At 68.3% G+C, this 21440-nt stretch carries 17 protein-coding genes; 3 read left to right on the top strand and 14 right to left on the bottom strand.

The genetic code is table 11. The annotated features are described in order from the left end of the window. Position 1 precedes the first annotated feature (1 nt). From B1991_RS05205 to B1991_RS05165, 9 genes are all read right to left on the bottom strand, one after another. Positions 2-973 carry a bifunctional enoyl-CoA hydratase/phosphate acetyltransferase gene (locus B1991_RS05205; protein WP_136257643.1) on the bottom strand — a complete coding sequence of 324 codons (972 nt, stop codon included), beginning with the start codon at positions 971-973 and terminating at the stop codon, positions 2-4. Between the two features lie 135 nt (positions 974-1108). After that, positions 1109-3502: a phosphoketolase family protein gene (locus tag B1991_RS05200; RefSeq protein ID WP_136257642.1), complete on the bottom strand. Its 2394-nt coding sequence runs from the start codon at positions 3500-3502 to the stop codon at positions 1109-1111. Between the two features lie 209 nt (positions 3503-3711). Further along, positions 3712-6315, bottom strand: a complete 2604-nt coding sequence (gene mgtA / locus B1991_RS05195) for a magnesium-translocating P-type ATPase (protein WP_210772091.1) — start codon at positions 6313-6315, stop codon at positions 3712-3714. Between the two features lie 182 nt (positions 6316-6497). Beyond that, positions 6498-7298, bottom strand: coding sequence for a universal stress protein (locus tag B1991_RS05190; protein ID WP_168709581.1), 801 nt, complete (start codon positions 7296-7298; stop codon positions 6498-6500). A 138-nt stretch (positions 7299-7436) separates the two neighbouring features. Next, positions 7437-8171 (bottom strand): cyclic nucleotide-binding domain-containing protein, encoded by a 735-nt coding sequence (locus B1991_RS05185; protein ID WP_136257640.1) that lies wholly within the window; start codon positions 8169-8171, stop codon positions 7437-7439. Between the two features lie 134 nt (positions 8172-8305). Continuing rightward, on the bottom strand, positions 8306-9091 hold the full coding sequence (locus B1991_RS05180) for a prephenate dehydrogenase/arogenate dehydrogenase family protein (protein ID WP_136257639.1): 786 nt from the start codon (positions 9089-9091) through the stop codon (positions 8306-8308). Next, a complete protein-coding gene (locus B1991_RS05175; protein ID WP_136257638.1) occupies positions 9088-11043 on the bottom strand; it encodes a pyridoxal phosphate-dependent decarboxylase family protein in 1956 nt (651 codons plus the stop codon). The genes B1991_RS05180 and B1991_RS05175 overlap by 4 nt, the downstream gene beginning before the upstream one ends. Beyond that, positions 11040-11444, bottom strand: coding sequence for a SirB2 family protein (locus tag B1991_RS05170; RefSeq protein WP_136257637.1), 405 nt, complete (start codon positions 11442-11444; stop codon positions 11040-11042). The genes B1991_RS05175 and B1991_RS05170 overlap by 4 nt, the downstream gene beginning before the upstream one ends. 73 nt (positions 11445-11517) lie before the next feature. Next, positions 11518-13800 (bottom strand): nitric-oxide reductase large subunit, encoded by a 2283-nt coding sequence (locus B1991_RS05165; RefSeq protein ID WP_136257636.1) that lies wholly within the window; start codon positions 13798-13800, stop codon positions 11518-11520. Between the two features lie 165 nt (positions 13801-13965). Between B1991_RS05165 and B1991_RS05160 the strand changes: the two genes are divergently transcribed. Continuing rightward, on the top strand, positions 13966-14631 hold the full coding sequence (locus B1991_RS05160) for a DUF2238 domain-containing protein (RefSeq protein ID WP_136257635.1): 666 nt from the start codon (positions 13966-13968) through the stop codon (positions 14629-14631). Positions 14632-14659: 28 nt separating this feature from the next. Here B1991_RS05160 and B1991_RS05155 read toward each other — a convergent pair whose 3' ends face one another. Continuing rightward, a complete protein-coding gene (locus B1991_RS05155) occupies positions 14660-15508 on the bottom strand; it encodes a universal stress protein (protein ID WP_136257634.1) in 849 nt (282 codons plus the stop codon). A 27-nt stretch (positions 15509-15535) separates the two neighbouring features. Beyond that, entirely contained in the window at positions 15536-16108 is a 573-nt protein-coding gene (locus tag B1991_RS05150; RefSeq protein WP_136257633.1) for a GNAT family N-acetyltransferase, read from the bottom strand. 271 nt (positions 16109-16379) lie between these two features. Here B1991_RS05150 and B1991_RS05145 point away from each other — a divergent pair, with 271 nt between their 5' ends. Together B1991_RS05145 and B1991_RS05140 are read left to right on the top strand one after the other, a co-directional pair. Further along, complete coding sequence (locus B1991_RS05145; protein ID WP_136257632.1) at positions 16380-16943, top strand: cytochrome b; 564 nt, start codon at positions 16380-16382, stop codon at positions 16941-16943. 12 nt (positions 16944-16955) lie between these two features. Continuing rightward, the gene (locus B1991_RS05140; protein ID WP_210772090.1) at positions 16956-18395 is read left to right on the top strand and encodes a ferredoxin reductase family protein; all 1440 of its coding nucleotides are present in this window, start codon (positions 16956-16958) and stop codon (positions 18393-18395) included. Between the two features lie 143 nt (positions 18396-18538). Here B1991_RS05140 and B1991_RS05135 read toward each other — a convergent pair whose 3' ends face one another. The 3 genes from B1991_RS05135 to B1991_RS05125 are packed head-to-tail and all read right to left on the bottom strand — an operon-like array spanning position 18539 to position 21437. Next, positions 18539-20227, bottom strand: coding sequence for a cbb3-type cytochrome c oxidase subunit I (locus B1991_RS05135; RefSeq protein ID WP_136257631.1), 1689 nt, complete (start codon positions 20225-20227; stop codon positions 18539-18541). Beyond that, positions 20227-21189, bottom strand: coding sequence for a cytochrome c (locus tag B1991_RS05130; RefSeq protein ID WP_136257630.1), 963 nt, complete (start codon positions 21187-21189; stop codon positions 20227-20229). The genes B1991_RS05135 and B1991_RS05130 overlap by 1 nt, the downstream gene beginning before the upstream one ends. Continuing rightward, a complete protein-coding gene (locus B1991_RS05125; RefSeq protein WP_136257629.1) occupies positions 21186-21437 on the bottom strand; it encodes a hypothetical protein in 252 nt (83 codons plus the stop codon). Before B1991_RS05125 ends, B1991_RS05130 begins: the two co-directional genes overlap by 4 nt. Positions 21438-21440: the final 3 nt, after the last annotated feature.

Genomic DNA, 21440 nt, shown 5'->3' with positions numbered 1-21440 from the left:
CTCAGGGCGGGCTGGTGCGGTAGTGGTGCGCCAGCATCAGCGCGATGGCGCACGAGGCGAGCCGCGAGCGGCGCGAATCGGAGCGGCTGGTGAGCACCACCGGCACGCGCGCGCCCAGCACGATGCCGGCGCTGTCGGCATGGCCCATGTATTCCAGCTGCTTGGCCAGCATGTTGCCGCTTTCGAGATCGGGCACCACCAGGATGTCGGCCTGCCCGGCCACGGCCGAGACGATGCCCTTGACGCGCGCGGCTTCGGGCGAGACCGCGTTGTCGAACGCCAACGGCCCGTCCAGCAACCCGCCGGTGATCTGGCCGCGGTCGGCCATCTTGCATAGCGCCGCCGCGTCCAGCGTGGAGGGCATGCGCGAGTTGACGGTTTCCACCGCGGCCAGGATCGCCACCTTCGGCTCGGCCACGCCGAGGACGTGGGCGAGGTCGATCGCGTTGCGCACGATGTCGGCCTTGTCCTCCAGCGTCGGCGCGATGTTGATGGCGGCGTCGGTGATGATGAACGGGCGCGGATACGCGGCCGTTTCCATCACGAAGCAGTGCGTGATGCGCCGCCTGGTGCGCAGCCCGGCCGCGGTCGGCACGATCGCGCCCATCAGCTCGTCCGAATGCAGGCTGCCTTTCATCAGCGCATCCACCTCGCCGCGACTGGCCATCGCCGCGGCTTCCTCGGCGGCGGCGTGGCTGTGCGGCACGTCGATGCACGGGATGCCGTCCAGGTCGATCCCCGCTTCCGCAGCAGCGGCCTGCAGCCGGGCGCGCGGGGCGACCAGCACCGGCCGGATGATGCCGGCATCGCGCGCGTCGATGGCGCCGGCAAGGCTGAGCGCGTCGCAGGGATGGACCACCGCCATGCGCACCGGCTCCATCGAGCGCACGTGCGCGATCAGGCGTTCGACCCCGCGCAGCACGGGTGGCGCCGATGGCGCGCGAACGGTGCTGGCAGGCTGGCTGCGGCTCATGGTGTTTTCCTCGTTGTGCCGGTGACCGCCCGCTGGGGTCACTCCTGCGTGCGCACGCCGGGCGCGCGCCCGGCAAGTGTCGCATGGGCTCGTCGTCGACGGATCAGGCGGCCTGCCGCCGGACTTCCGGCATGATCACGATGGCTTGCGGTCCCGGATCGAGCCCTGCCACGTCCAGTTGCGCACTTCGGGCAGGTCCTGGCCGTGCCGGTTGATGTACTGGCGGTGTTCGACCAGCTTGTCGCGCAGCTGCTGCTTCAGGTAGGTGCCCTGATTGCCGGTCTGCGGCAGGCGGTCGATCGCGCTGATCACCAGGTGGAAGCGGTCGAGTTCGTTCAGCACGGTCATGTCGAACGGCGTGGTGACGGTGCCTTCCTCCCGGTAGCCGCGCACGTGGATGTTGTCGTGATTGGTGCGCCGGTAGGTGAGCCGGTGGATCAGGTACGGGTAGGCATGGAAGGCGAAGATCACCGGCCTGTCCCGCGTGAACAGGGCGTCGAAGTCGGTGTCGTCCAGGCCGTGCGGGTGCTCCGCGCGAGGTTGCAGGCGCATCAGGTCGACCACGTTGACCACGCGGATCTTCAGCTCGGGCAGATGCTCGCGCAGGATCGACACGGCGGCGAGGGTCTCCAGCGTCGGCACGTCGCCGCAGCAGGCCATCACCAGATCCGGCGCATCGACCTCCTGGTCGTTGCTGGCCCACGACCAGATGCCGATGCCTTCGCTGCAGTGCCTGACCGCCTGCTCCATGGTCAGCCACTGCGGTGCGGGATGCTTGCCGGCGATCACCACGTTGACGTAATGCAGGCTGCGCAGGCAGTGATCCATCACCGACAGCAGGCAGTTCGCGTCCGGTGGCAGGTAGACCCGCACCACGCCGGCCTTCTTGTTGACCACGTGATCGATGAAGCCGGGATCCTGGTGGCTGAAGCCGTTGTGGTCCTGCCGCCACACATGCGAGGCCAGCAGGTAGTTCAGCGAGGCGATCTTGCGTCGCCACGGCAGGGATGCGGTGACCTTGAGCCACTTGGCGTGCTGGTTGAACATCGAATCGATGATGTGGATGAACGCCTCGTAGCAGTTGAACAGACCGTGTCGCCCGGTCAGCAGATAACCTTCCAGCCAGCCTTCGCACTGGTGTTCGCTGAGCATCTCCAGTACCCGGCCAGTGGCGGCAAGGTGCTGGTCGGTCGCCTGGGTGCCGGCGTTCCACTGCCGGTCGGTGACGTCGAACACGGCCTCCAGTCCGTTGGAGATGGTCTCGTCCGGGCCGAACACGCGGAAGTTGCGCTGGCTCTGGTTGAGCGCGGTGACGTCGCGCAGGAACGGCGCCAGCACCCGGGTATCGCCGATGCCGCGGACGCCGGGCTCCGCCACGGTACAGGCGTAATCGCGAAAGTCCGGCACGCGCAGTTCACGCAGCAGGCTGCCGCCGTTGGCGTGGGGATTGGCGCCCATCCGGCGCGGGCCCACCGGCGCCAGCGCGGCCAGCTCCGGCAGCAGCCGGCCCGCGGCGTCGAACAGTTCCTCGGGCCGGTAACTCTTCAGCCACGCTTCGAGCTGCCGCAGGTGTTCGACAGGAGTCGAGGCGGAGACGGCGATCGGTATCTGGTGCGCGCGAAAGGTACCTTCCACCGGCAAGCCATCGACGACTTGCGGGCCGGTCCAGCCCTTGGGCGAGCGCAGCACGATCATCGGCCAGCGCGGTCGTTCGCGCCGGCCGTGCTCGCGTGCCTCGCGCCGAATCGCCTTGATCTGCTCCACCGCCTGATCCAGCGCGCTGGCCATCGCTTCATGCATCGCGGCCGGTTCGTTGCCCTCGACGAAGAATGGCGACCAGCCGTAGCCGCGCAGCAACTGCTCGAGTTCCTCATGGCTGATGCGCGCCAGCACGGTCGGGTTCGCGATCTTGTAACCGTTGAGGTGCAGGATCGGCAGTACCGCGCCGTCCGTGGCCGGGTCGAGAAACTTGTTGGAATGCCAGGCGGTGGCCAGCGGCCCGGTCTCGGCCTCGCCGTCGCCGACCACGCAGGCGACGACCAGTTCGGGGTTGTCGAAAACGGCGCCGAACGCGTGGCTCAGCGAATAGCCCAGTTCACCGCCCTCATGGATCGAGCCGGGGCATTCCGGCGAGGCATGGCTGGAAATGCCGCCGGGAAAGGAGAACTGCAGGAACAGTTTCTGCAACCCCGCCTCGTCCTGGCTGATTTCGGGGTAGATCTCGCTGTAGCTGCCTTCCAGATAGGTGTTGCCGACCACGGCCGGGCCGCCGTGGCCGGGGCCGGAGACATAGATCATGTCGAGGTCGTGCTGCCTGATGATCCGGTTCAGATGCACGTAGATGAAGTTCTGTCCCGGCGTGGTACCCCAGTGCCCCAACAGCATGGGCTTCACGTCGGCGAGCGTCAGTGGGCGCTTCAGCAACGGGTTGCTGCGCAGGTAGAGCTGGCCGACCGCCAGATAGTTGGCGGCGCGCCAGTAGGCGTCCATGCGTCGCAGCAGGTCGGGGGTGAGGCTGGGGGATTTCATCGGCAGTGACTCCCGTGGCGGGCAAATCCCCCGATGTCGGCGTCGGCTACGGTGGTGGGGGACACCCGTTCAGTGCCGGAGCATGCGACTGCCCGGCGTGACGACGGCGTATCGCTTGTTTCATTCTGGAATGTTTCCCGTGCCGGTCATTTGACGGCGATCAACAACGCTCATCGTTCGCGTCGGGCTCGGTCGAGCTTCACGCATGCTCAGCGTGATCCGCGCTGGTAGCGCGTGAAGAACCAGCGGTTCGCCAGGTGGACCACACCCAGATAGGCCGTCGCGACGAGCGCGAGTGCGGCCAACACCGGAGCGGGCAGCGGCACGAACCCCAGCCAGTGGGCGAGTGGCGAATAAGGCAGGCCCACCGCCACCGCGATGGCAAACAGGGCGCCCGCCACCAGCAGGGGATGCGGGTGGTCGCGGAAGGGGTTTCTGCTCCGGATGATGAAGATCACCAGCACCTGGGTGGCGAGCGATTCGACGAACCAGCTGGTGTGGAAAAGCCCTTCGTCGGCCTGGAAGACCCACAGCAGGAGCCCGAACACCATGAAGTCGAACGCGGAGCTGATCGGTCCGAAGGTGAACATGAATCGGCGCACGACGCCCAGATCCCAATGACGCGGCCGGGCCACCATCGCCTCGTCGACGCGGTCCAGCGGGATGGCCATTTCGGACAGGTCGTACAGCAGGTTGTTGAGCAGGATCTGGATCGGCAGCATCGGCAGGTAGGGCAACAGCAGCACGCCGCCGGCCATCGAGAACATGTTCCCGAAGTTCGAGCTGGTGCCCATCATGATGTACTTGAGGATATTGGCGAAGGTGCGGCGGCCTTCGCGGACGCCTTCCGCCAGCACGCCGAGGTCCTTGCGCAGCAGGATCATGCAGGCGGCCTCCCTGGCCACGTCGACGGCGGTATCCACGGAGAACCCGACGTCGGCGGCATGCAGCGGCGGCGCATCGTTGATGCCGTCGCCGAGGTAGCCGACCACGTGGCCCTTGCGGCGCAGCGCGCGGATGACGCGGGACTTCTGCACGGGCGTCATGCGGCAGAACAGCGTGGTGGCGTCGAGCCGGGCCGCCAGTGCGTCATCGTCCAGGGAATCGAGCACCGGGCCGGTCAGCGTGTCGCCCACCGCGAGGCCGAGCTCGCGGCAGACGTGCCGGGTCACCTGCTCGTGGTCGCCGGTGACGACTTTCACGGCGACGCCCAGTCCGGCCAGCGCCACCAGCGCTTCCCGCGCGCCGGTTTTCGGCGGGTCGAGGAAGGCGAGGAAGCCGGCGAGGGTCAGGCCGGTTTCATCGATGACCCCGGCATGCTGCCGGTCCTGTTCGACGGTTTTCCACGCGACCCCCAGTACGCGATAGCCTTCGCTGCCGAGGGCATCGAGAGTCCCGGCCGCGATGGCACGCGAAGCGTCGTCCAGCGGTGCCGACGGCAGCCCGGGCCGCTCGTACGCCGTGGTCAGGCGCAGCACGTCTTCCGGTGCGCCCTTGACCACGAGCAGGCGCTGGCCATCGTTTTCCACCAGGATCGAGACCCGGCGGCGCTGGAAGTCGAATGGCACCTCGTCGATCTTCCGCCATGCCGCCGGATCGAATGCGGCGGCTTCGAGGATGGCGTCGTCCAGCGGACTCTTGAGGCCGGTTTCGAATGCCGCATTGACCTGCGCCATGCGCAGCACCGAGGCGCTTGCCCCTCCGCCCAGGTCGACCTCGCGCACCAGCCGGATACGAGCTTCGGTGAGCGTGCCGGTCTTGTCGCTGCACAACACGTCCATGCCGCCGAGGTCGTGGATGGCGGTCAGGCGCTTCACGATCACGTTCTTGCGCGCCATGCGCAGCGCGCCGTGGGCGAGCGTCACCGACACCACCATCGGCAGCAGTTCCGGCGTGAGACCGACGGCGAGCGCCAGCGCGAACAGGAACGATTCGAGCGCCGGTCGATGGAGCAGCAGGTTGACCAGCAGTGCGAACAGCACCAGCAGAACGGTCAGGCGCACGATCATCATGCCGAAATCACGGATGCCGCTGGCAAACACGGTGGGTGGCGGCGTCTTCTGCAATGATCGGGCAATCGAACCCAACTGGGTGTCGCGTCCGGTGGCCACCACCAGCGCCCTGGCCGTGCCGCTGACCACGGAGCTCCCGGTGAAGACGAGATTTCCCGGGAAGTCTTCCTGTGCCGGGATGGGCATGGCCAGGTCCGCTCGTTTCTCGGTCGGATACGGTTCGCCGGTGAGCAGGGCATCGTCGACGTAGAGGTCTCGCGCCCCGATCAACCGGCAGTCGGCCGGAACCAGATCGCCCGCAGCGAGGAGGATCACGTCGCCGGGAACGAGGTCGACGGCGGCGACCTGCTCCGGGCTGCCCCCGCGCAGCACGCTTGCCGACAGCGAGACCTGGCTGCGCAGGCTTTCCGCGGCGTTCTGCGCGCGATGCTCCTGGGCCACGTCCAGCGCCATCGACATGGCCACGACGAGGGTGATCACGACGAAACTGGCGACGTCGCCGGTGAACGCCGACACGGTGGCCGCGCCGAGCAGGACCAGGACGAGCGGGTTGCGGAAGCGCGCCGAGACGGCCGACCACAGCCGCCTCGGCGCGGCGGTGTCGATGCGGTTCGGTCCGGCGGTGGCGAGCCTGGCCGCGGCGGTGGCCGCGTCCAGCCCGCCGTCGGCGGAACCCAGTGAGCGGAAGAGATCGTCCAGCGGCAGCGTGGCCGCGCGGATCATCGCCGCACCGGCCGCTGCCGTTCGTGCGGAAGTCGCCGTCGCGTCGCGGACGGGTGCATCGGAATGGCGCGTGCCCATTTCGCCTCTGCCTACCCGCCGACGGTACCGTCAGCGCGACAGCGGCGAGCCGATGGCGGCTGCAGCCGCCCCGCCCGGGCCGGAACAGTCGCGTGGCAGGCCCGTGCGGTCCGCAAGCGGGTCCGGGCAAACCATCGGCGTCGGTTGCATGGTGGTTTCTCCGCGCGTGGTCCGGGCAGGTCTCAGTGCGCGAGAAACAGCGGCAGGCTCGCGTTCCTGAGCATCCAGCGCGTGACGCCTCCCATGGTCAGCTCGCTGAGGCGCGAGCGGCCCCAGGCGCCCATCACCAGCAGGTCGGCGTCGAACGCCCGGGCGGCGGCCAGCAGCGCGGGGCCTTCGTCGTGTTCGGCCGGGAACGGCTGCCATTGCGCCTCGATGCCGTGGCGCGCGAACCAGCCGCGCAGCGGCAGCGGCGGCGGACTGATGCCGGGCAGGCCGCCACGCTCGCCATCGAGCACCCGCACGACGGACGCCTGCGCCAGCAGCGGCAGCGCAGCCTTCACCGCCTGCGCGGCTTCGCCGGAGCCGTTCCATGCGATGACGATGCGCCGGGCCTGCAGCGTGTCGCCGCCGATGTCGGGCATCAGCAGCATCGGCGAGGCGCGGGCGAACAGCGCGCGCGTGACATCGTCGACACCGGGCGCGGCATCCGGATCGCTGACCTTCAGTTCGCCGATCATGAAATCGGCCAGTCGCGAGCGCTTGCCCAGCGCCTGCCCGGAGATACCGCGCATCACCTCCCATTCGCCCTCGACGCCCGCGCTTCGGCACTGCTGCAGCCACCAGTCGCGTCGAGCCAGCGCCGCCTGTTCCTCGGCGGCCAGCACGTCGATCACGTCGGGTATCGCCATCAGCGAAGGACACACCGCGACCACCTGCAGCCCGGTGACGAAGGCGCCGTGGCGCCTGGCCAGCGCCAGCGCCGCGCCCGGCCACGACGGGTTGTCCGAGGTCCCGCCGACGTTGACGATGATGTCCAGCACGATGTCTCCCGCGCCAGCCGCGATGGCCGGGCACGCTGGCATGCTCTGGCCGATCGCGCCGCGCGGTTTTGACCGTGGTCAAACCCCGGCACGAAAGCGACGTGACCGGGCCGGTGGCACGCTGCGGGAACCGACGGCCTACGCCATGTCGATGTCGCCGCCGCACAGCTCGTCGAGCAGGTCGCGACGCAGGATCCGCACCGATTTGCGATTCACCGACAGGACGCCGGCCGATTCCATCCTGCCGAACAGCCGGCTGACCGTCTCCAGCGCCAGCCCCAGATAGTTGGCGATGTCTTCGCGCGACATCGGCAGGATCAGCGCCAGCGGGTCGCGTGACAATCGCGCATAGCGGTCGGACATGCGCCGGATGAAGAATGCCAGCCGCCGCTGCGCCTGCTGCTTGCCCATCAGCACCAGGTGGCTCTGCTCGTCGACCAGCGCGCCGCTGATCACCCGCATCAGCTGGTGGTTCAGCGCCGGCAGGTTGGCGGTGGCCTCCTGCAACTGCGCGTAGCGCAGTTCGCACACGCTGGAGCGCTCCAGCGTCTGGGCGGTGCACGGGTAGTGTTCGTTGATGAGGCCGCCGATGCCCATGATGTCGCCGGGCAGGTGGAAACCGAGGATCTGCACGTCGCCTTCGGAACCTTCCACGAAGGTCTTCAGCGCGCCGGCACGCACCACGTACAACGCGCCGAACTTGCGGCCCTGCGGGAACAGCGTCTGCCCGCGATCGAGCGGCAGCATGTCGCGCGCGGTGGCGTTGAGCGTGTGCAGGTCGTCCGCGCTGAGGCCGGCCGGCAGGCGGAAATCGTGGATGGCGCAGTAGCCGCAGCTGCGCCTGAGCTCGTCAAGATCGAGATCTGATGTCATGCCGTTCGACGCCCTCGCTGCCTTCAATGGCTCACCCGGCGGTGCACGTGGCCGCAGGGCCGAACCTGCCGCGCGGCGTCCATCGACGGATGGCCCAGATTAACCGTTACTGCCGTCAGGTGGGCGTATCGCCCTCATTCGCACCCGGGCCGCGCCGCGATCGCCATGCCGTCGTCCGGATCGACCAGCAACTGCCGGTGGATACGTTCCAACTCCCGCAGCAGGCTTTCGCGCGCTTCGGCGGCATACGGATTTTCGCGCTGGATCGCGCCGAACAGATGGCCGGCATCGCCGCGCACCGCCTCCAGCATACGCTGCAGGCCCTGGAACGACGGCGGTGCCATCGGCATGCCCTCGTCCACGCCCAGGTCGATCAGCCCCTTGGCGATGAAGAACGCCAGCGCGTGCGTGCTGGCCATGGCGCGATCGTGGCTTGCCGGCTCCTGCACGATGACCTCGCAGTCCAGCGCCCGGAACAGGTCGCCGGCGCGCGCGGCTGCATGCGGATGCGCCACGGCGGGGCACAGCACCACGCGGCGCGGGTGGTCGCCACGGGCCAGGCTGATCGGACCGAACAGGGGATGCGTGCCGAGGTGCGGGATGTCCGTGCCGAGCAGCTCGTCCATCAGCGCGCAGGGATGCAGCTTGACGCTGCCCACGTCGAACACGGTCTGCCCGGCGTGCAGCAGCGGGCGCAATGCCAGCAGCGCGGCGCGCAGCTGCGGCACCGGCATGGCCAGCACGATCCAGCTGGCGTCGGCAGTTGCCGCGACCAGCGAAGGCGCCGCCAGCTCCGCCGGCACCGTCGCATGCGGGTCGAACACCTGCAGCGGATGGCCGGCCCGCAGCAGCAGTTCGACGAAGGCCTGACCGAAGCGGCCGTAACCGAGCACGGCCACGCGCGGCAGCGCGGCGCTCACGGCGGTACGGCCGTCGTCGCCAGCAGGCTGTGCACGCGGCGGGCGAGGAAATCGAAATAGCGGTCGATGTAGCTGATGCCGTTCTCGTGGTCGATCAGGAACGGGTTCATCAGCGTATGGCGCAGGATCAGCAGGCGGTCGTCGTCGGCCACGAAGCTGGCCGGGTCCAGGCCCAGTGCGGCGAAGATGCGCGCGGTCTGCGCCGTGCCGAGCATGTCCGCGCGCAGGCTGGTCACCGAGCCGAAGAACTCCTTGGTCTGCAGTGGCTGGCGCGGATCGCAGCGCAGTTCGTCGTGCAGCGCGCGCACGAAGGCGTTGGCCGTCGCCACCGACGTGTTGCCGCGCGGGTTGAGCGCGAGGCAGACCAGGTTGCTGTCCGGCGCGAACGGCACCAGCGCGTGCACGCCGTCGGCCAGCTCCAGCGCGAAGCGCTGCGCACGCGCGTGGAAGGTCTCGGCGGCGCGCACGGTGGCGCGCGGCAGGGCGCCGAAGTGGGCATGGTCCAGCGGCAGCACCTTGTGCGTCACGTACACCGCGGCCGCCGCGGCGCCGGATTTGGAACCTTCCGGGATGAACTGGCCGAGGCTGCGGTAACGCGCCAGGTAATCCTTCGGCGTGCCGCCGTGGAATACGTAATCCGCGCGCTCGGCCAGCAGCGCCATCGCGCGGTGGTCGCGGCAGACGAAGGCACCCGAGCCGTAGGGCAGGTAGCCGAGCTTGTGCGGGTCGACGGTGGCCGAGTCGGTATTGCCCAGCGCGGCGAAGGCGGCGTGCACTGCCGGCGTGGGGAACTGCACGTAGTCGGCGGCCACCTCATCGCGTGTGCGCAGCGAGCCGTCCTCGTGGCGGAACACGGTGGCCAGGTAGCCACCCCAGGCGGCGTCGACGTGCACGGCGAAATCCAGTCCGCGACCGCGCGAGGCTTCGCGTGCGGCGAGCACCTGGTCGATCGGGTCGATGGTGCCGTACTCGGTGCCGCCGAGCACGGACACGCACATCAATACCGGTTGATGCTCGCGCGCGCAGCGCTCCAGCGTGTCGCGCAAGGCGGCGCCGTCCAGCCGCATGCCGTCGGTGGGCAGCAATTCGAGCTGGTCGCGGCCGAGGCCGAGCAGCTTCACGCCCTTGCTCCACGAGTAGTGCGCGGTGACCGGCGCCAGCACCAGCGGCAGCTTGAGATCCGGGTGCGCGGCGAAGAAGCCGACCAGCCCGCGCTGCTCGATGCGCTCGCGCTCGACGCGTTGCAGCCAGCGCACACGTTCGGCCGGGGTCTGCGCAGCAAGCCAGCCTTGCCACGCCGTCAGCAACGTGATGCCATCGGCCTGCGCGAGGTTGAAGGCCGTCCAGTCGTCGTGCGGCAGATCGAGATCCGGCACCTGCGCCGCGCGCAGCGCCACCGGGAACGCCTTCAATGCCAGTGCCAGGCGCAGCGCCTGGTAGTTGGCTAGGGTGCCGCCGGAAGTGAGATGGCCGAACGCGCAGGCGTCCTGCGCCGGATCGTGCGGGTAGCCGAGCATGCGCGCCAGCTGCAGGCCGGCCTGCACCTCCATGTCGACGGTGACCGGGGCGGCGTCCTCGCTGACGTTGTTGGGGTTGTACGGCAGCGTGAGCATCTGCGCGGCCAGCCCCGGCAGCAGCAGGTCGCTGGCCATGTGCCCGATGTAGCGCGGGCTGTGGAACGGCACCGACTTCTTCAGCGCGGCGGAGAGCTGGTGCAACTCGCGGCGCATGCGCGATTCGAACGCGAGGTAGTCCGGGTGATGCGCGGCGCCGGTGCCGATCGCCGGCGGATCTTCGGGGTGGAAATTGCGCCGCCAGTACACGTGGTCGCGCAGGAACTCGACCAGCATCTTCTCCAGCAGCGTGTCGTTCTCGCCGTAGGGGCCGAGGAAGCACGCGTCCAGCGTGTGGTCGCGCGAGACGTCGTGGTTGAATGGCTGCGCCGCGCTCATGCCAGCCATCCGTGCAGCCAGCCCAGCGGGTGGTGCATGCGCGCGACGCCGAGCATCCAGGCGTAGGTGGCCAATGCAGCCACATAGAAGATCATTCGGGCGCGCGGCGCATGCACGCGCTTCATCGCCAGCATGGCCAGCGCAACGTAGGCAAGCAGCAGGATCAGCTTGACCGTGAGCCAGCCGTTGGCGAACAGCGCACCGGGCAGGATCGATACCAGCATCAGCGCGGCGGTCAGCAAGACGGTGTCGATGGTGTAGCTGAGCAGGCGCAACGGCGCGCCCTGCGCCACGCCGGCCAGCCGCGTCTGTGCCATCAGCCCGCGCAGCGCGAACAGGCCGCCGCTGAGCAGCACGCAGAGGATGTGGACGGCCTTGATCTGGGGGTAGAACTCGATCATGTCGGCGCCGGGATTCGTGATTCGGGACTTGGACAAGCATCAGGGCGCGCCATGTGGCGCGCCCTGATGTGGGTCATGCGCTCTCGGACGCTGCGTCCGGCAGCGGCGTGGCGGCGACCTGTCGTTTCGGCCACAGCCACAGCGAGGCGACGAAGCCGGCGATCAGCATGGCGCCGATGGCGAACACGGTGTCGCCGGGCACGCGCATCCATACCAGCATGTGGATCAGCGGGCGGTCCATGAACTCGGCCGAGCGGGCGAACCAGTAGCCGTGTTCCAGCACGGCCTTCAGTTGCAGGATGCCCAGCGGCAGCAGGGTCAGCACGGCCATCAGGCCGAGGCCGAGGTTGAGCGTCCAGAACGAGCCCTTCAGCCAGCCCTCGCGCCACTCGGCCTGCGGCTTGATGCCGCGCAGGCAGAACAGCATCAGGCCCATGCCGAGCATGCCGTACACGCCGAACAGCGCGGTGTGGCCGTGCGCGGCGGTAAGGTTGAGGCCCTGCATGAAGTACAGCGCGATCGGCGTGTTGACCAGGAAACCGAGCAGGCCGGCGCCGACCAGGTTCCAGAAGCTCACCGCCACGAAGAACATGATCGGCCAGCGGTAGCGCGCCATCCACGGCGCGGCGTGCTGCTTCTTCCAGGTGTCCCAGGCTTCCAGCCCGATCAGCGCCAGCGGTACCACTTCCAGCGCCGAGAAGCTGGCGCCCAGCGCAATCACCGCGGTGGTGGTGCCGCTGAAGTACAGGTGGTGCAGCGTGCCCAGCACGCCGCCGGCCATGAACACGATGGTGGCGAACAGCACGCTGGTGGTCGCCGTGCCCACGCGCAACAGGCCGAGGCGCACGAACAGGTAGCTGATCACCGCGGTGGCGAAGACCTCGAAGAAGCCCTCCACCCACAGGTGCACCACCCACCAGCGCCAGTACTCCACCATCGCGATGTGGGTGTGTTCGCCCCACATCAGGCCGGCGCCGTAGAGCAGGCCGATCGCCACGGTGGAGAGAAACAGCAGGCCCACGATGGAGGCACCTTCCTTGCCGCCGCGCATCGCCGGCCACAGCGCGCGGCCGACCAGGAACAGCCACAGCATCAGGCCGATGAACAGGAAGATCTGCCAGAAGCGGCCGAGGTCGACGTATTCCCAGCCCTGGTGGCCGAACCAGAAGTTCTTCGACAGGTCCATCTTGTCCATCACCGCCATCCACTGGCCGGCAAACGAGCCGACCACGATGACCAGCAAACACACCCACAGGAAGTTCACCCCGAGCCGCTGGTACTTCGGCTCGTGGCCGGAGATCAGCGGCGCGATGTACAGGCCGGTGGCCAGCCACGCGGTGGCGATCCACAACACCGCCAGTTCGGTATGCCAGGTGCGGGTGAGGGCATAGGGCAGGTAATTCGCCAGCGCGAAACCGTAGGCCTGCTGGCCTTCCACCTGGTAGTGCGCGGTGGTGGCGCCGAGCAGGATCTGCACCAGGAACAGGCCGATCACCGTCCAGAAATACTTGGCGGTGGCCTTCATCGACGGCGTGGGCTTCAACTCGGTGAGCGGATCGCGCGCGGGGATCGGCGGCAGCGGCTCGTGGCTTGCCTGGCGCGCGTGGTGCCAGCCGAGCAGGCCGATGCCGAGGATCAGGAACAGCACGCTGAACACCGACCACAGGAAGTTGGCCGAGGTCGGCGTGTTGCCGGCCAGCGTGTCATGCGGCCAGTTCTGCGTGTAGCTGATGGCGCTCCCCGGCCGTTCGGCCGCGGTGGCCCAGCTGGCCCACCAGAAGAACGCGGTGACCGCGCGGCGCTGGTCCAGCTCGGCGATGGTGTTGTCGCGCATCGCGTAGGTCTCGCGCAGCTTGGCGGTGGCCGGGTCGTTGCTGAACAGGCTCATGTAATGCGCACCGACCACCAGCATCGCCTGCGCGCGCAGCGGGGAGACGTAGATGGTGCCCTTGGCCGGGTCCCACGTGTTCGTGCGCAGCTCGCGCTGCACGCGCGAGCGCAGTGCGGCCTGTTGCGGCGCGTCGAGTTCGGCGTAGGAGCCGGCGCCTTCGTCGCGCGCCAGCAGCTCCAGCATGGCGACGCCTTCGCGGTGCAGCCAGTCGGCGCTCCAGTCCGGTGCGAGCAGCGCACCGTGGCCCCAGATCGAGCCCAGTTGCTGGCCGCCGATGCGCTGCCAGACCTGCTTGCCCAGCTCGATGTCGTTGCCGGTGAACAGCGTTTCGTCACCGCTGGTGACCACCGCCTGCGGCAATGGTGGCGCGTACTGGTGGACCTGGTCGCCCACCCACAACAGCACGCCAAACGAGGCTATCAGCAGGGCCGCCAGGCCCAGCCAGAGTTTTCGAGTACGGCTCATCGCGCAACTCCCTGAAAGATGCGCGCATGCTCTTTGACGGCTGCCGCATCGCTCTTGATGCAGGTCAAGCGGCCCGGTGCCCGCCGTGCGCGAATTGTCGCGGCTTGCGCCGGGGCGCGTGGCATGATCGGCGCGACGCATGACGCGGAGGGATGGCAGACAGCAATGAACGACCGACCCGGATCGAAGGACGCCCGTTTTCCGCTGCTGCTGCTGGCCGTCTTCCTGGTCGTGGCGGTGGCGCTGGGTATCGCGCCGCACTATCGCCAGGACTGGCTGCTGGAAAACGTGCTGGTGATGCTGGCGTTGCCCGCGCTGGTGTTCGGCTTTCGCCGGCTGCGCTTTTCCGATGCCAGCTACGCGGCGCTGTTCGTGTTCCTCGTGCTGCACGAGATCGGCGCGCACTACACCTATGCCGAGGTGCCGTGGGATCGCTGGTTCGCCGCGCTGTCCGGCTTCTCGCTGCACGACGCGCTGGGCTTGTCGCGCAACCCTTTCGACCGCGCCATCCATTTCGCCTACGGCCTGCTGCTGACGCCGGCGGTGGTGGAACTGGTCGCTGCGCGCACGGTGTCGCCGGGCGCGTGGCGCTGGATCGTGCCGGTCAGCATGGTCACCGCCAGCTCCGCCTTGTTCGAGCTGTTCGAATGGGCTGCCGCGGTGTGGTTCGGCGGCGACCTGGGCGTCGCCTACCTCGGCACCCAGGGCGATCCGTGGGATGCGCAGCAGGACATGCTCCTCGCCCTGCTGGGCAGTGTCGTCACCGTGGTCGTGCTGGCGGTCGTGAGCGGGCATCGCCGCCGGCGGGCCGCAGCATCCACCAACCAATAGCGCCTGCGCCGCTGCGGCGGCACGTCGGCTAGTGCTGCATCAGCACCGGGATGGTGGCTTCCTCCAGCACGCGCCGGGTGGCGCCGCCGAACACGCGTTCACGCATGCGCGAATGGCCGTAGGCACCCATCACCAGCAGGTCGGCGTCGATGTTGCCGGCTTCCTGCAGCAGGATTTCCCCGGCCATCGCCGAGGAGGTGCGGACGTAGCTGGGCCGGGGCGTGATGCCGTGACGCAGCAGGTAGACGAACGGGTCGAAGCGCGGATACGCATCGTCGCCGTTGCCCAGGTCGCCGTCGACCAGGGTCACCTGTTTCGCCACCTTGAGGAACGGCAGCGCGGCGTGGATTGCGCGGATCGCCTCGGTGCTGCCGTTGCAGCCGATCACGATGCGCTCGAAGCCGATCTCCCGCCGCCACTGCGGAGGCAGGACCAGGCACGGCACGCCGCAGGACAGGATCGCTTCGCCGAGAATGTCGAGCAGGCCCGATGCGTGCACCATGTCGCGCTCGATCACCGCCAGGTCGTGCCGTGCGCCGAGCCGGCGCAAGGTGGATGCGATGTCGGTCCGGGCGATGACCCAGTCGGCGTTGCGCAAGCCGGACTGGCGTGCAAAGGCTGCGAAGGCGGCGTGCTCGTCGGCGGATTCGATGCGCGGTTCGAGCAGCAGGCCGAGCACGGTGGGCTCGCTGCCGGCTTTGCCGCCGGCGGGTTTGCGCAGCGCCGGGTCGATGAAGCATCCGGTCAGGTTGGCCTCCCAGCGCAAGGCGATGGCGATGGCGGCGACGGCAGCCGGGCTCCACGGCTCGGTCGCGGTCACCAGCGCGAGGATGTCGCCCGGGCGCGTCGTGCGCGGTATTTGTTCGGTGCTTGTCATGGCGATGCGGCCCGGGTTCGGTGTCGTTCAAAGATCCAGGGTGTGGATCACCTGCGTACCGTCGTCCGGGTCGAGCCGGCGCTGGAAGCCGAGGTAGCCGGCCAGTTCGCGCATCGGTTCGTTCTCCGCGGCATCGATCGAGAACATGGTGTGGAAGCCGTTCTTGCGCGCGATGTCGATCAGGCGCCGCATCAACAGCACGGCGAGGCCGCGCTGGCGCCAGTCGTCGGCCACCGTCACCGCGCATTCGCACTGCTTCTCGTCGCCGCTGGCGCCGTAGCGGCTGACGCCGACCATGCGCAGTTCGCCGTTGTCGTGGGCGAGCGCGACGAAGGCCATGCGGCTGCGCTGGTCGACATCCATCAGCTGGTCGAGCAGGGCCGGGCTGGCTTCCTTCAATTTGCCCAGGAAGCGGAAGCGGCAAGCCTGCTCCGACAAGCGCTTGATGAAAGCCGTTTCGCGCTGGCGATCCTCCGGGCGCAGCGGGCGGATCAGCACCGGGCTGCCGTCGTTCAGGGTCTCGATCCAGTGGGTGCCTTCGATGGCGCCGAACGGCGTGGCGGAAGCAGTGTGGTGGTCGGCGGAACGGATCTCGGACATGGGCGGTTCCCGATGGTGCAGCGTGATGCTCATTCGTGCCGGATGGACGGCCACTCGGCGCAGCCTTGCCGGATCAGTTCTACGCCGGGTCGTGTGGGTCCGAGTTGACCGCGGTCAATTTGGACAGGCGCGCAGGCATGCGGCAATCGGCCGCTGCCGTGGCGCTGTTCGCGCCTATTTGACGGGGATCAAATCACGCTGGCACCGTTCGTCGCAGGCTGCCGACATGGGCCGGATCGAGGCCGCCGAGACACCACCTGCGGAGATTGCCGTGAACTGGAAAAACACCACTGACCGCTACGGCTCGCTGTCGATCGGCATGCACTGGCTGATGCTGCTGTTGCTGGTTGCCGTGTACGCCTGCATCGAGCTGCGCGAGTTCTACCCGCGCGGCAGCGACCTGCGCGAAGGGTTGAAAACCTGGCACTTCATGCTGGGCCTGAGCGTGTTCGCGCTGGTCTTCGTGCGGCTGGCGATCCGCCTGGTGTCGGGCCCGATCCCGCCGATCCGGCCGGCACCGCCGGTGTGGCAGGCGCGCCTGGCCGCGCTGATGCACCTGGCGCTGTACGCCTTCCTGATCGCGATGCCGCTGCTCGGCTGGCTGGTGCTCAGCGCCGAGGGCAAGCCGGTGCCGTTCTTCGGCCTGGAGTTGCCGGCGCTGGTGGGGCCGGACAAGGCGTTCGCCGAATCGATGGAAGAGCTCCACGAGACGATCGGCACGGCCGGCTACTACCTGGTCGGCCTGCACGCGGCGGCCGCGCTGGTGCACCACTACGTGAATCGCGACGACACCTTGCGACGCATGCTGCCAGGACGGGGCGGGCGGGCCTCGTGAGGCCATGCGCCCATGCCGCCGGCCCCGGCGGCGGACGCGGCACGCGGCGAGCGTCGGCGGCCTGCGAAGTGCTCCTGCATCGCGACGGCTGCAAGGGGCCACATGCGTAACCTCAAGCGTGCATTCTGGGGGGCGCTCGCCTTCCTGGTCCTGCCGTGGCTCGTCGTCGAGCCCACCATGTTCCGCTCGGGCACCTTCTTCGGCCTGCGCGATGCGATGGTGCAACTGACGGGTTTCGTGGCGATCGGGTGCATGAGCCTGGCGATGGTCCTGGCGCTGCGGCCGCGATGGCCCGAGCAGTGGCTGGGCGGCCTCGACAAGATGTACCGCATGCACAAATGGCTCGGCATCGCCGCGCTGGTCGTTGCCATCATCCATTGGCTGTGGGCGCAGGCGCCGAAATGGGCGGTGGGTTGGGGCTGGCTGGAACGCCCGGCGCGTGGCATGCGGGGCAAGTCCGACAACCCGGTGGCGTCCCTGCTGTCGAGCCAGCGCGGCGCCGCGGAGAGCGTGGGCGAATGGGTTTTCTACGCCGTCGTCGTGCTGATCGTGCTGGCCCTGATCCGGCGTTTTCCGTACCACTGGTTCTACAAGACGCATCGCCTGCTTGCCGGCGGCTGGCTTGCCCTGGTCTTCCATGCGGTCGTGCTGTTGAAGTTCGGCTACTGGGCGACGCCGCTCGGCTGGCTGACTGCGGTGTTGCTCGCCTGCGGCAGCTGGGCGGCCATCGTGGTGCTGTTGCGCCGGGTGGGCACGCGCTCGCAGGTGGAGGGGAGGATCACCTTGTTGCACCATTTCGACGGGGTGGATGCGCTCGAAATCGAAACCGAGGTGCAGGGGTGGCCGGGCCACAAGCCGGGCCAGTTCGCCTTCGTCACCGCGGACCCCGCCGATGGCGCGCACCCCTACACCATTGCCTCCGGCTGGCGGAAGGAAATCCCCAGGATCACCTTCGTGGTCAAGGATCTGGGCGACCATACGCATCGCCTGCACGAGAGGCTGCGCGTGGAGCAGGCCGTGAAGGTCGAGGGTCCGTATGGGTGTTTCACGTTCGACGACGGCCGCCCGCGCCAGATCTGGGTCGGCGGCGGCATCGGCATCACCCCTTTCATCGGGCGCATGAAGCACATGGCGTGGCAGAAAGAGGATCGGGATTGGCCCGAAGGCCAGAAGATCGATCTCTTCCACAGCACCGCGGATGTCGATGAGGAAGCACTCGACCGGCTGGCGGGTGACGCCCGCTCCGCCAACGTGCGGCTGCACGTGCTGATCGACGCGCGCGACGGCTACCTGACGGGCGAGCGCATACGGGCCGCCGTGCCCGAATGGCGCGAGGCGAGTATCTGGTTCTGCGGGCCGACAGGCTTCGGCGACGCATTGAAGCGCGATCTGGCCGGGCAGGGATTTCCGGTGGAGCGGCATTTCCACCGGGAGTTTTTCGCGATGCGCTAGGTCGCCACCGCCACCGCTGTCGGTGCGATGGCGCCCGTGAACGTGCGGCGGAAGGCGGTGACCGGGACCAAGGGAAAAGGCCGCGGGGTCTCCCCCGACGGCCTTCCCCGTTGCTCCTTGCCACCGTTTCCGGTGTCGGCTGCTCAGCCCTGCGCCGGCAGTACCCGCAGCAGCGGCGAGATGGCCGGTGCGCTGGCCCGCGCTTCCAGCGAGGCGATGAAGCGCCACACGAACAGCAGGGTGACCAGCAGCAGGCCCGGATAACCCACGCCGGCCAGCACGTAGGGCAGGGTGGGGTCGCCCGCCACGCGCACGTGCGGCAGGTTGAAGCTGAGCAGGCCGAGCGTGATGATCGTGCCGAACAGCCACATCAGCAGCAGCCAGATGCCGGCTTCGAATCCGGTCAGTGGTCGCCGCCAGCCGGTGGCCGGATGCGGGGTCGTTTCGGCGTCGACGGCAGCCTGCGGACGCATGCGCCGGCCCAGGGTGAACAGGTCGTACGCCAGCACGCCGGCGCCGGTGCTCAGCACCAGGCCGAACAGCGGCAGCATGACCTTGTAGGTGCCCATGGCGCGGTTGACGTCGCCGCCGAACCAGTCCAGCCCCAGGATGCGATAGACATAGACCTGCACCGTGCCGCCGATGGCGAACGCGAACGCCATGCCCAGCACGCCGATGAACACCAGCCAGAAACCGAGCTTGCCCAGGCGCGGATCGAACTGCGGCACCTTGCGCAGGATCGGCGTGGCGTAATACGCCGCGGCGATGCCGAGCATGCCGAAGGTGCCGAACAGCGCCAGGTGCGCGTGCCCGGCGGTGACCCAGGTGCCGTGCGACCACACGTTGGTCAGCGCGAAGGTCATCACGAAGCCGAGGATGCCCGCGCCGACCAGCTCCAGCACGGTCGAGCCGAGCAGGAAGTAGAACGCCGGCGCGTTCTCCAGCGGGCGCTTGTTGGTGTGCGCGTCCAGGTAGATGTGCCAGAAGCAGAACACCAGCGGCAGCGGCTCCAGCGCGCTGAACAGCGAGCCCCAGAATTGCCAGAACTCCGGCGTGCCGATCCAGAAGTAGTGGTGCGCGTTGCCGATCAGTCCGGACAGCCACACCAGCGCGATGCCCCAGAACACCGCGAAGCCCACCGACTTCACGTCGGCCTTGAACATCAGCACCAGGAAGTAGCCGATCAGGCTGATGTGGATCACCTCCCACACGCCTTCCACCCAGTAGTGCACCACGAACCAGCGGAAGTATTCCTGCAGGTCCAGCCGCGCCACGTAGAACAGGCCGAACACCCACACCACCGCCAGCGCGCCGACGCCCAGGCCCAGGCCCCAGTGCACCTCGTTCCATTCGCGCACGCGCGGGAACGTGCGCAGCACCACGAAGGCCAGGATCAGGAAGCCGACCAGGATCAGCAGGCCGGCGATGCGCCCGGCTTCGAGATACTCCAGCCCCTGCTGCAGCCACGGTTGCCCCAGCCACCAGCCGGCGATGCCGCGCTCGGCCAGGAACTGGGTGAAGAAGTTCCAGACCACGATGCCGATGACCGCGTAGAACAGGAACTTGATCAGCCACGGCGCCACCAGCTCGCGTTTGGCCAGCAGTGGCGCCACGAACACGATCGCGCCGATGAAGCCGCACACGATCCACATGATGCCGAGGTTGAGGTGCTCGGCGCGGGCGACGTTGAAGTTGAGCCATCCCTGCAGGAGGGTCGGGTCCACCTGCTGCGCGGCCAGGATCATGCCGTAGATCACCTGGACGACGAACAGCACCAGCATCAGCATGAAAAAGCGCAAGCTCAGCCGTTGGGTCTGGTATTGGATCTGCATCACTGCTTCTCCAGCGTGTGGAGGTAGGCCACGATGGCGTCGACCTCGTCGTTCTTGAGCAGGGTGTCGTAGGCCGGCATCACGCCCGGCGGATAACCCGCCACGATCTTCGCGTTCGGCTGGCGGATCGACTCGGCCAGGTAGGCGTCGTCGGCGCTGACCTTGCCGCCGTCGGCCAAGCTCACGCTGGACTCATACAGCCCGCCCCAGCCTGGTCCCACCAGCTTCTTGTCGTCACTGGCGTGACAGGCCACGCAGCCGTAATCCTTGACCAGTTGCGCGCCCCATGCGGCCGGATCGCTTGCCACCGGCGTTGTCGCCGCAGCCGCCGCAGGCACGACCTGTGCCAGCGCGATTGGGCCATGCGCCAATTGCAGGCGGCGGTCGAGCGTGCCGGCTTCGACCTTCGGTGGCCAGCCCTCGGTGTTCATCGCCGAGGTGTATTTGAGGTAGGCGATCAGCTGGCCGATCTCGTCCTTGCTCAGCGGCAGGTTCGGCATCAGCGTGGTGCCGCCGCCGCGTCGTTGGATGCGGGCCGCCGCACCGGGATATTTCTGCAGGTAGGCGTCGATGGTGTCGGTGCCGGTGTCGGCGTGCTGGTTCGGATCGAGCAGCTGGGCGCGTACCGCCGCCTCGGTGGGCCAGCCGCCGGCCGAGGGCAGGAACGCCGCCAGCCACGCCGGTCCCGCGTGCCTGTACACCTCGGTGAGGTCCGGCCCCAGATAGGCGCCATTGCCGACCATGGTGTGGCAGCCCATGCAGTTGTAGGCCTGGAACACGCGCTTGCCGTCGTTGGCCTGGTACGGGCCGAAGCTCACCGCGTCCGGTGTGGCCTGTCCGCGCGAGGGCAGGAAGGAGAACACCGACAAGGCGATGAAGATCAGCGCCATGACGCCGAGCAAAAGCAGCGCGCTGCGGCGCCGCGGTTTTTCGCAACTGCTGTCGCCTGATCCGCAGCTCATGGCTGGCCCCCCTTGTCGTCGACGGAAGGCGGCGTGGCCTGGGTGTCGTGCAGGAACAGGATGCGCAGGCTGCCGATGAACAGGTAGAACACCCACACCGCCAGCACGAAGCCCACGGCGAAATAGATCCACCAGGCGACATGCGATTCGGGCCAGTACTCGAAATCACGCCAGAAGGGCCAGGACAGCCCGAACGCCGCCACGCAGGCCAGCACCGAAAGCGTCAGATCCGAAATCCGCTGCGACATGCG

Origin of the sequence: Rhodanobacter lindaniclasticus (genome assembly GCF_004799035.1) — a bacterium.
Taxonomy (GTDB): domain Bacteria; phylum Pseudomonadota; class Gammaproteobacteria; order Xanthomonadales; family Rhodanobacteraceae; genus Rhodanobacter; species Rhodanobacter lindaniclasticus.
This window is presented reverse-complemented; position numbering and strand designations above follow the sequence as displayed.

Coding starts and splice junctions, on each gene's coding strand:
- B1991_RS05130 (WP_136257630.1), bottom strand. CDS start 21,189: ATGAGCTGCGGATCAGGCGACAGCAGTTGCGAAAAACCGCGGCGCCGC.
- B1991_RS05155 (WP_136257634.1), bottom strand. CDS start 15,508: ATGACAAGCACCGAACAAATACCGCGCACGACGCGCCCGGGCGACATC.
- B1991_RS05200 (WP_136257642.1), bottom strand. CDS start 3,502: ATGAAATCCCCCAGCCTCACCCCCGACCTGCTGCGACGCATGGACGCC.
- B1991_RS05170 (WP_136257637.1), bottom strand. CDS start 11,444: ATGATCGAGTTCTACCCCCAGATCAAGGCCGTCCACATCCTCTGCGTG.
- B1991_RS05165 (WP_136257636.1), bottom strand. CDS start 13,800: ATGAGCCGTACTCGAAAACTCTGGCTGGGCCTGGCGGCCCTGCTGATA.
- mgtA (WP_210772091.1), bottom strand. CDS start 6,315: ATGGGCACGCGCCATTCCGATGCACCCGTCCGCGACGCGACGGCGACT.
- B1991_RS05135 (WP_136257631.1), bottom strand. CDS start 20,227: ATGCAGATCCAATACCAGACCCAACGGCTGAGCTTGCGCTTTTTCATG.
- B1991_RS05175 (WP_136257638.1), bottom strand. CDS start 11,043: ATGAGCGCGGCGCAGCCATTCAACCACGACGTCTCGCGCGACCACACG.
- B1991_RS05160 (WP_136257635.1), top strand. CDS start 13,966: ATGAACGACCGACCCGGATCGAAGGACGCCCGTTTTCCGCTGCTGCTG.
- B1991_RS05125 (WP_136257629.1), bottom strand. CDS start 21,437: ATGTCGCAGCGGATTTCGGATCTGACGCTTTCGGTGCTGGCCTGCGTG.
- B1991_RS05185 (WP_136257640.1), bottom strand. CDS start 8,171: ATGACATCAGATCTCGATCTTGACGAGCTCAGGCGCAGCTGCGGCTAC.
- B1991_RS05205 (WP_136257643.1), bottom strand. CDS start 973: ATGAGCCGCAGCCAGCCTGCCAGCACCGTTCGCGCGCCATCGGCGCCA.
- B1991_RS05140 (WP_210772090.1), top strand. CDS start 16,956: ATGCCGCCGGCCCCGGCGGCGGACGCGGCACGCGGCGAGCGTCGGCGG.
- B1991_RS05150 (WP_136257633.1), bottom strand. CDS start 16,108: ATGTCCGAGATCCGTTCCGCCGACCACCACACTGCTTCCGCCACGCCG.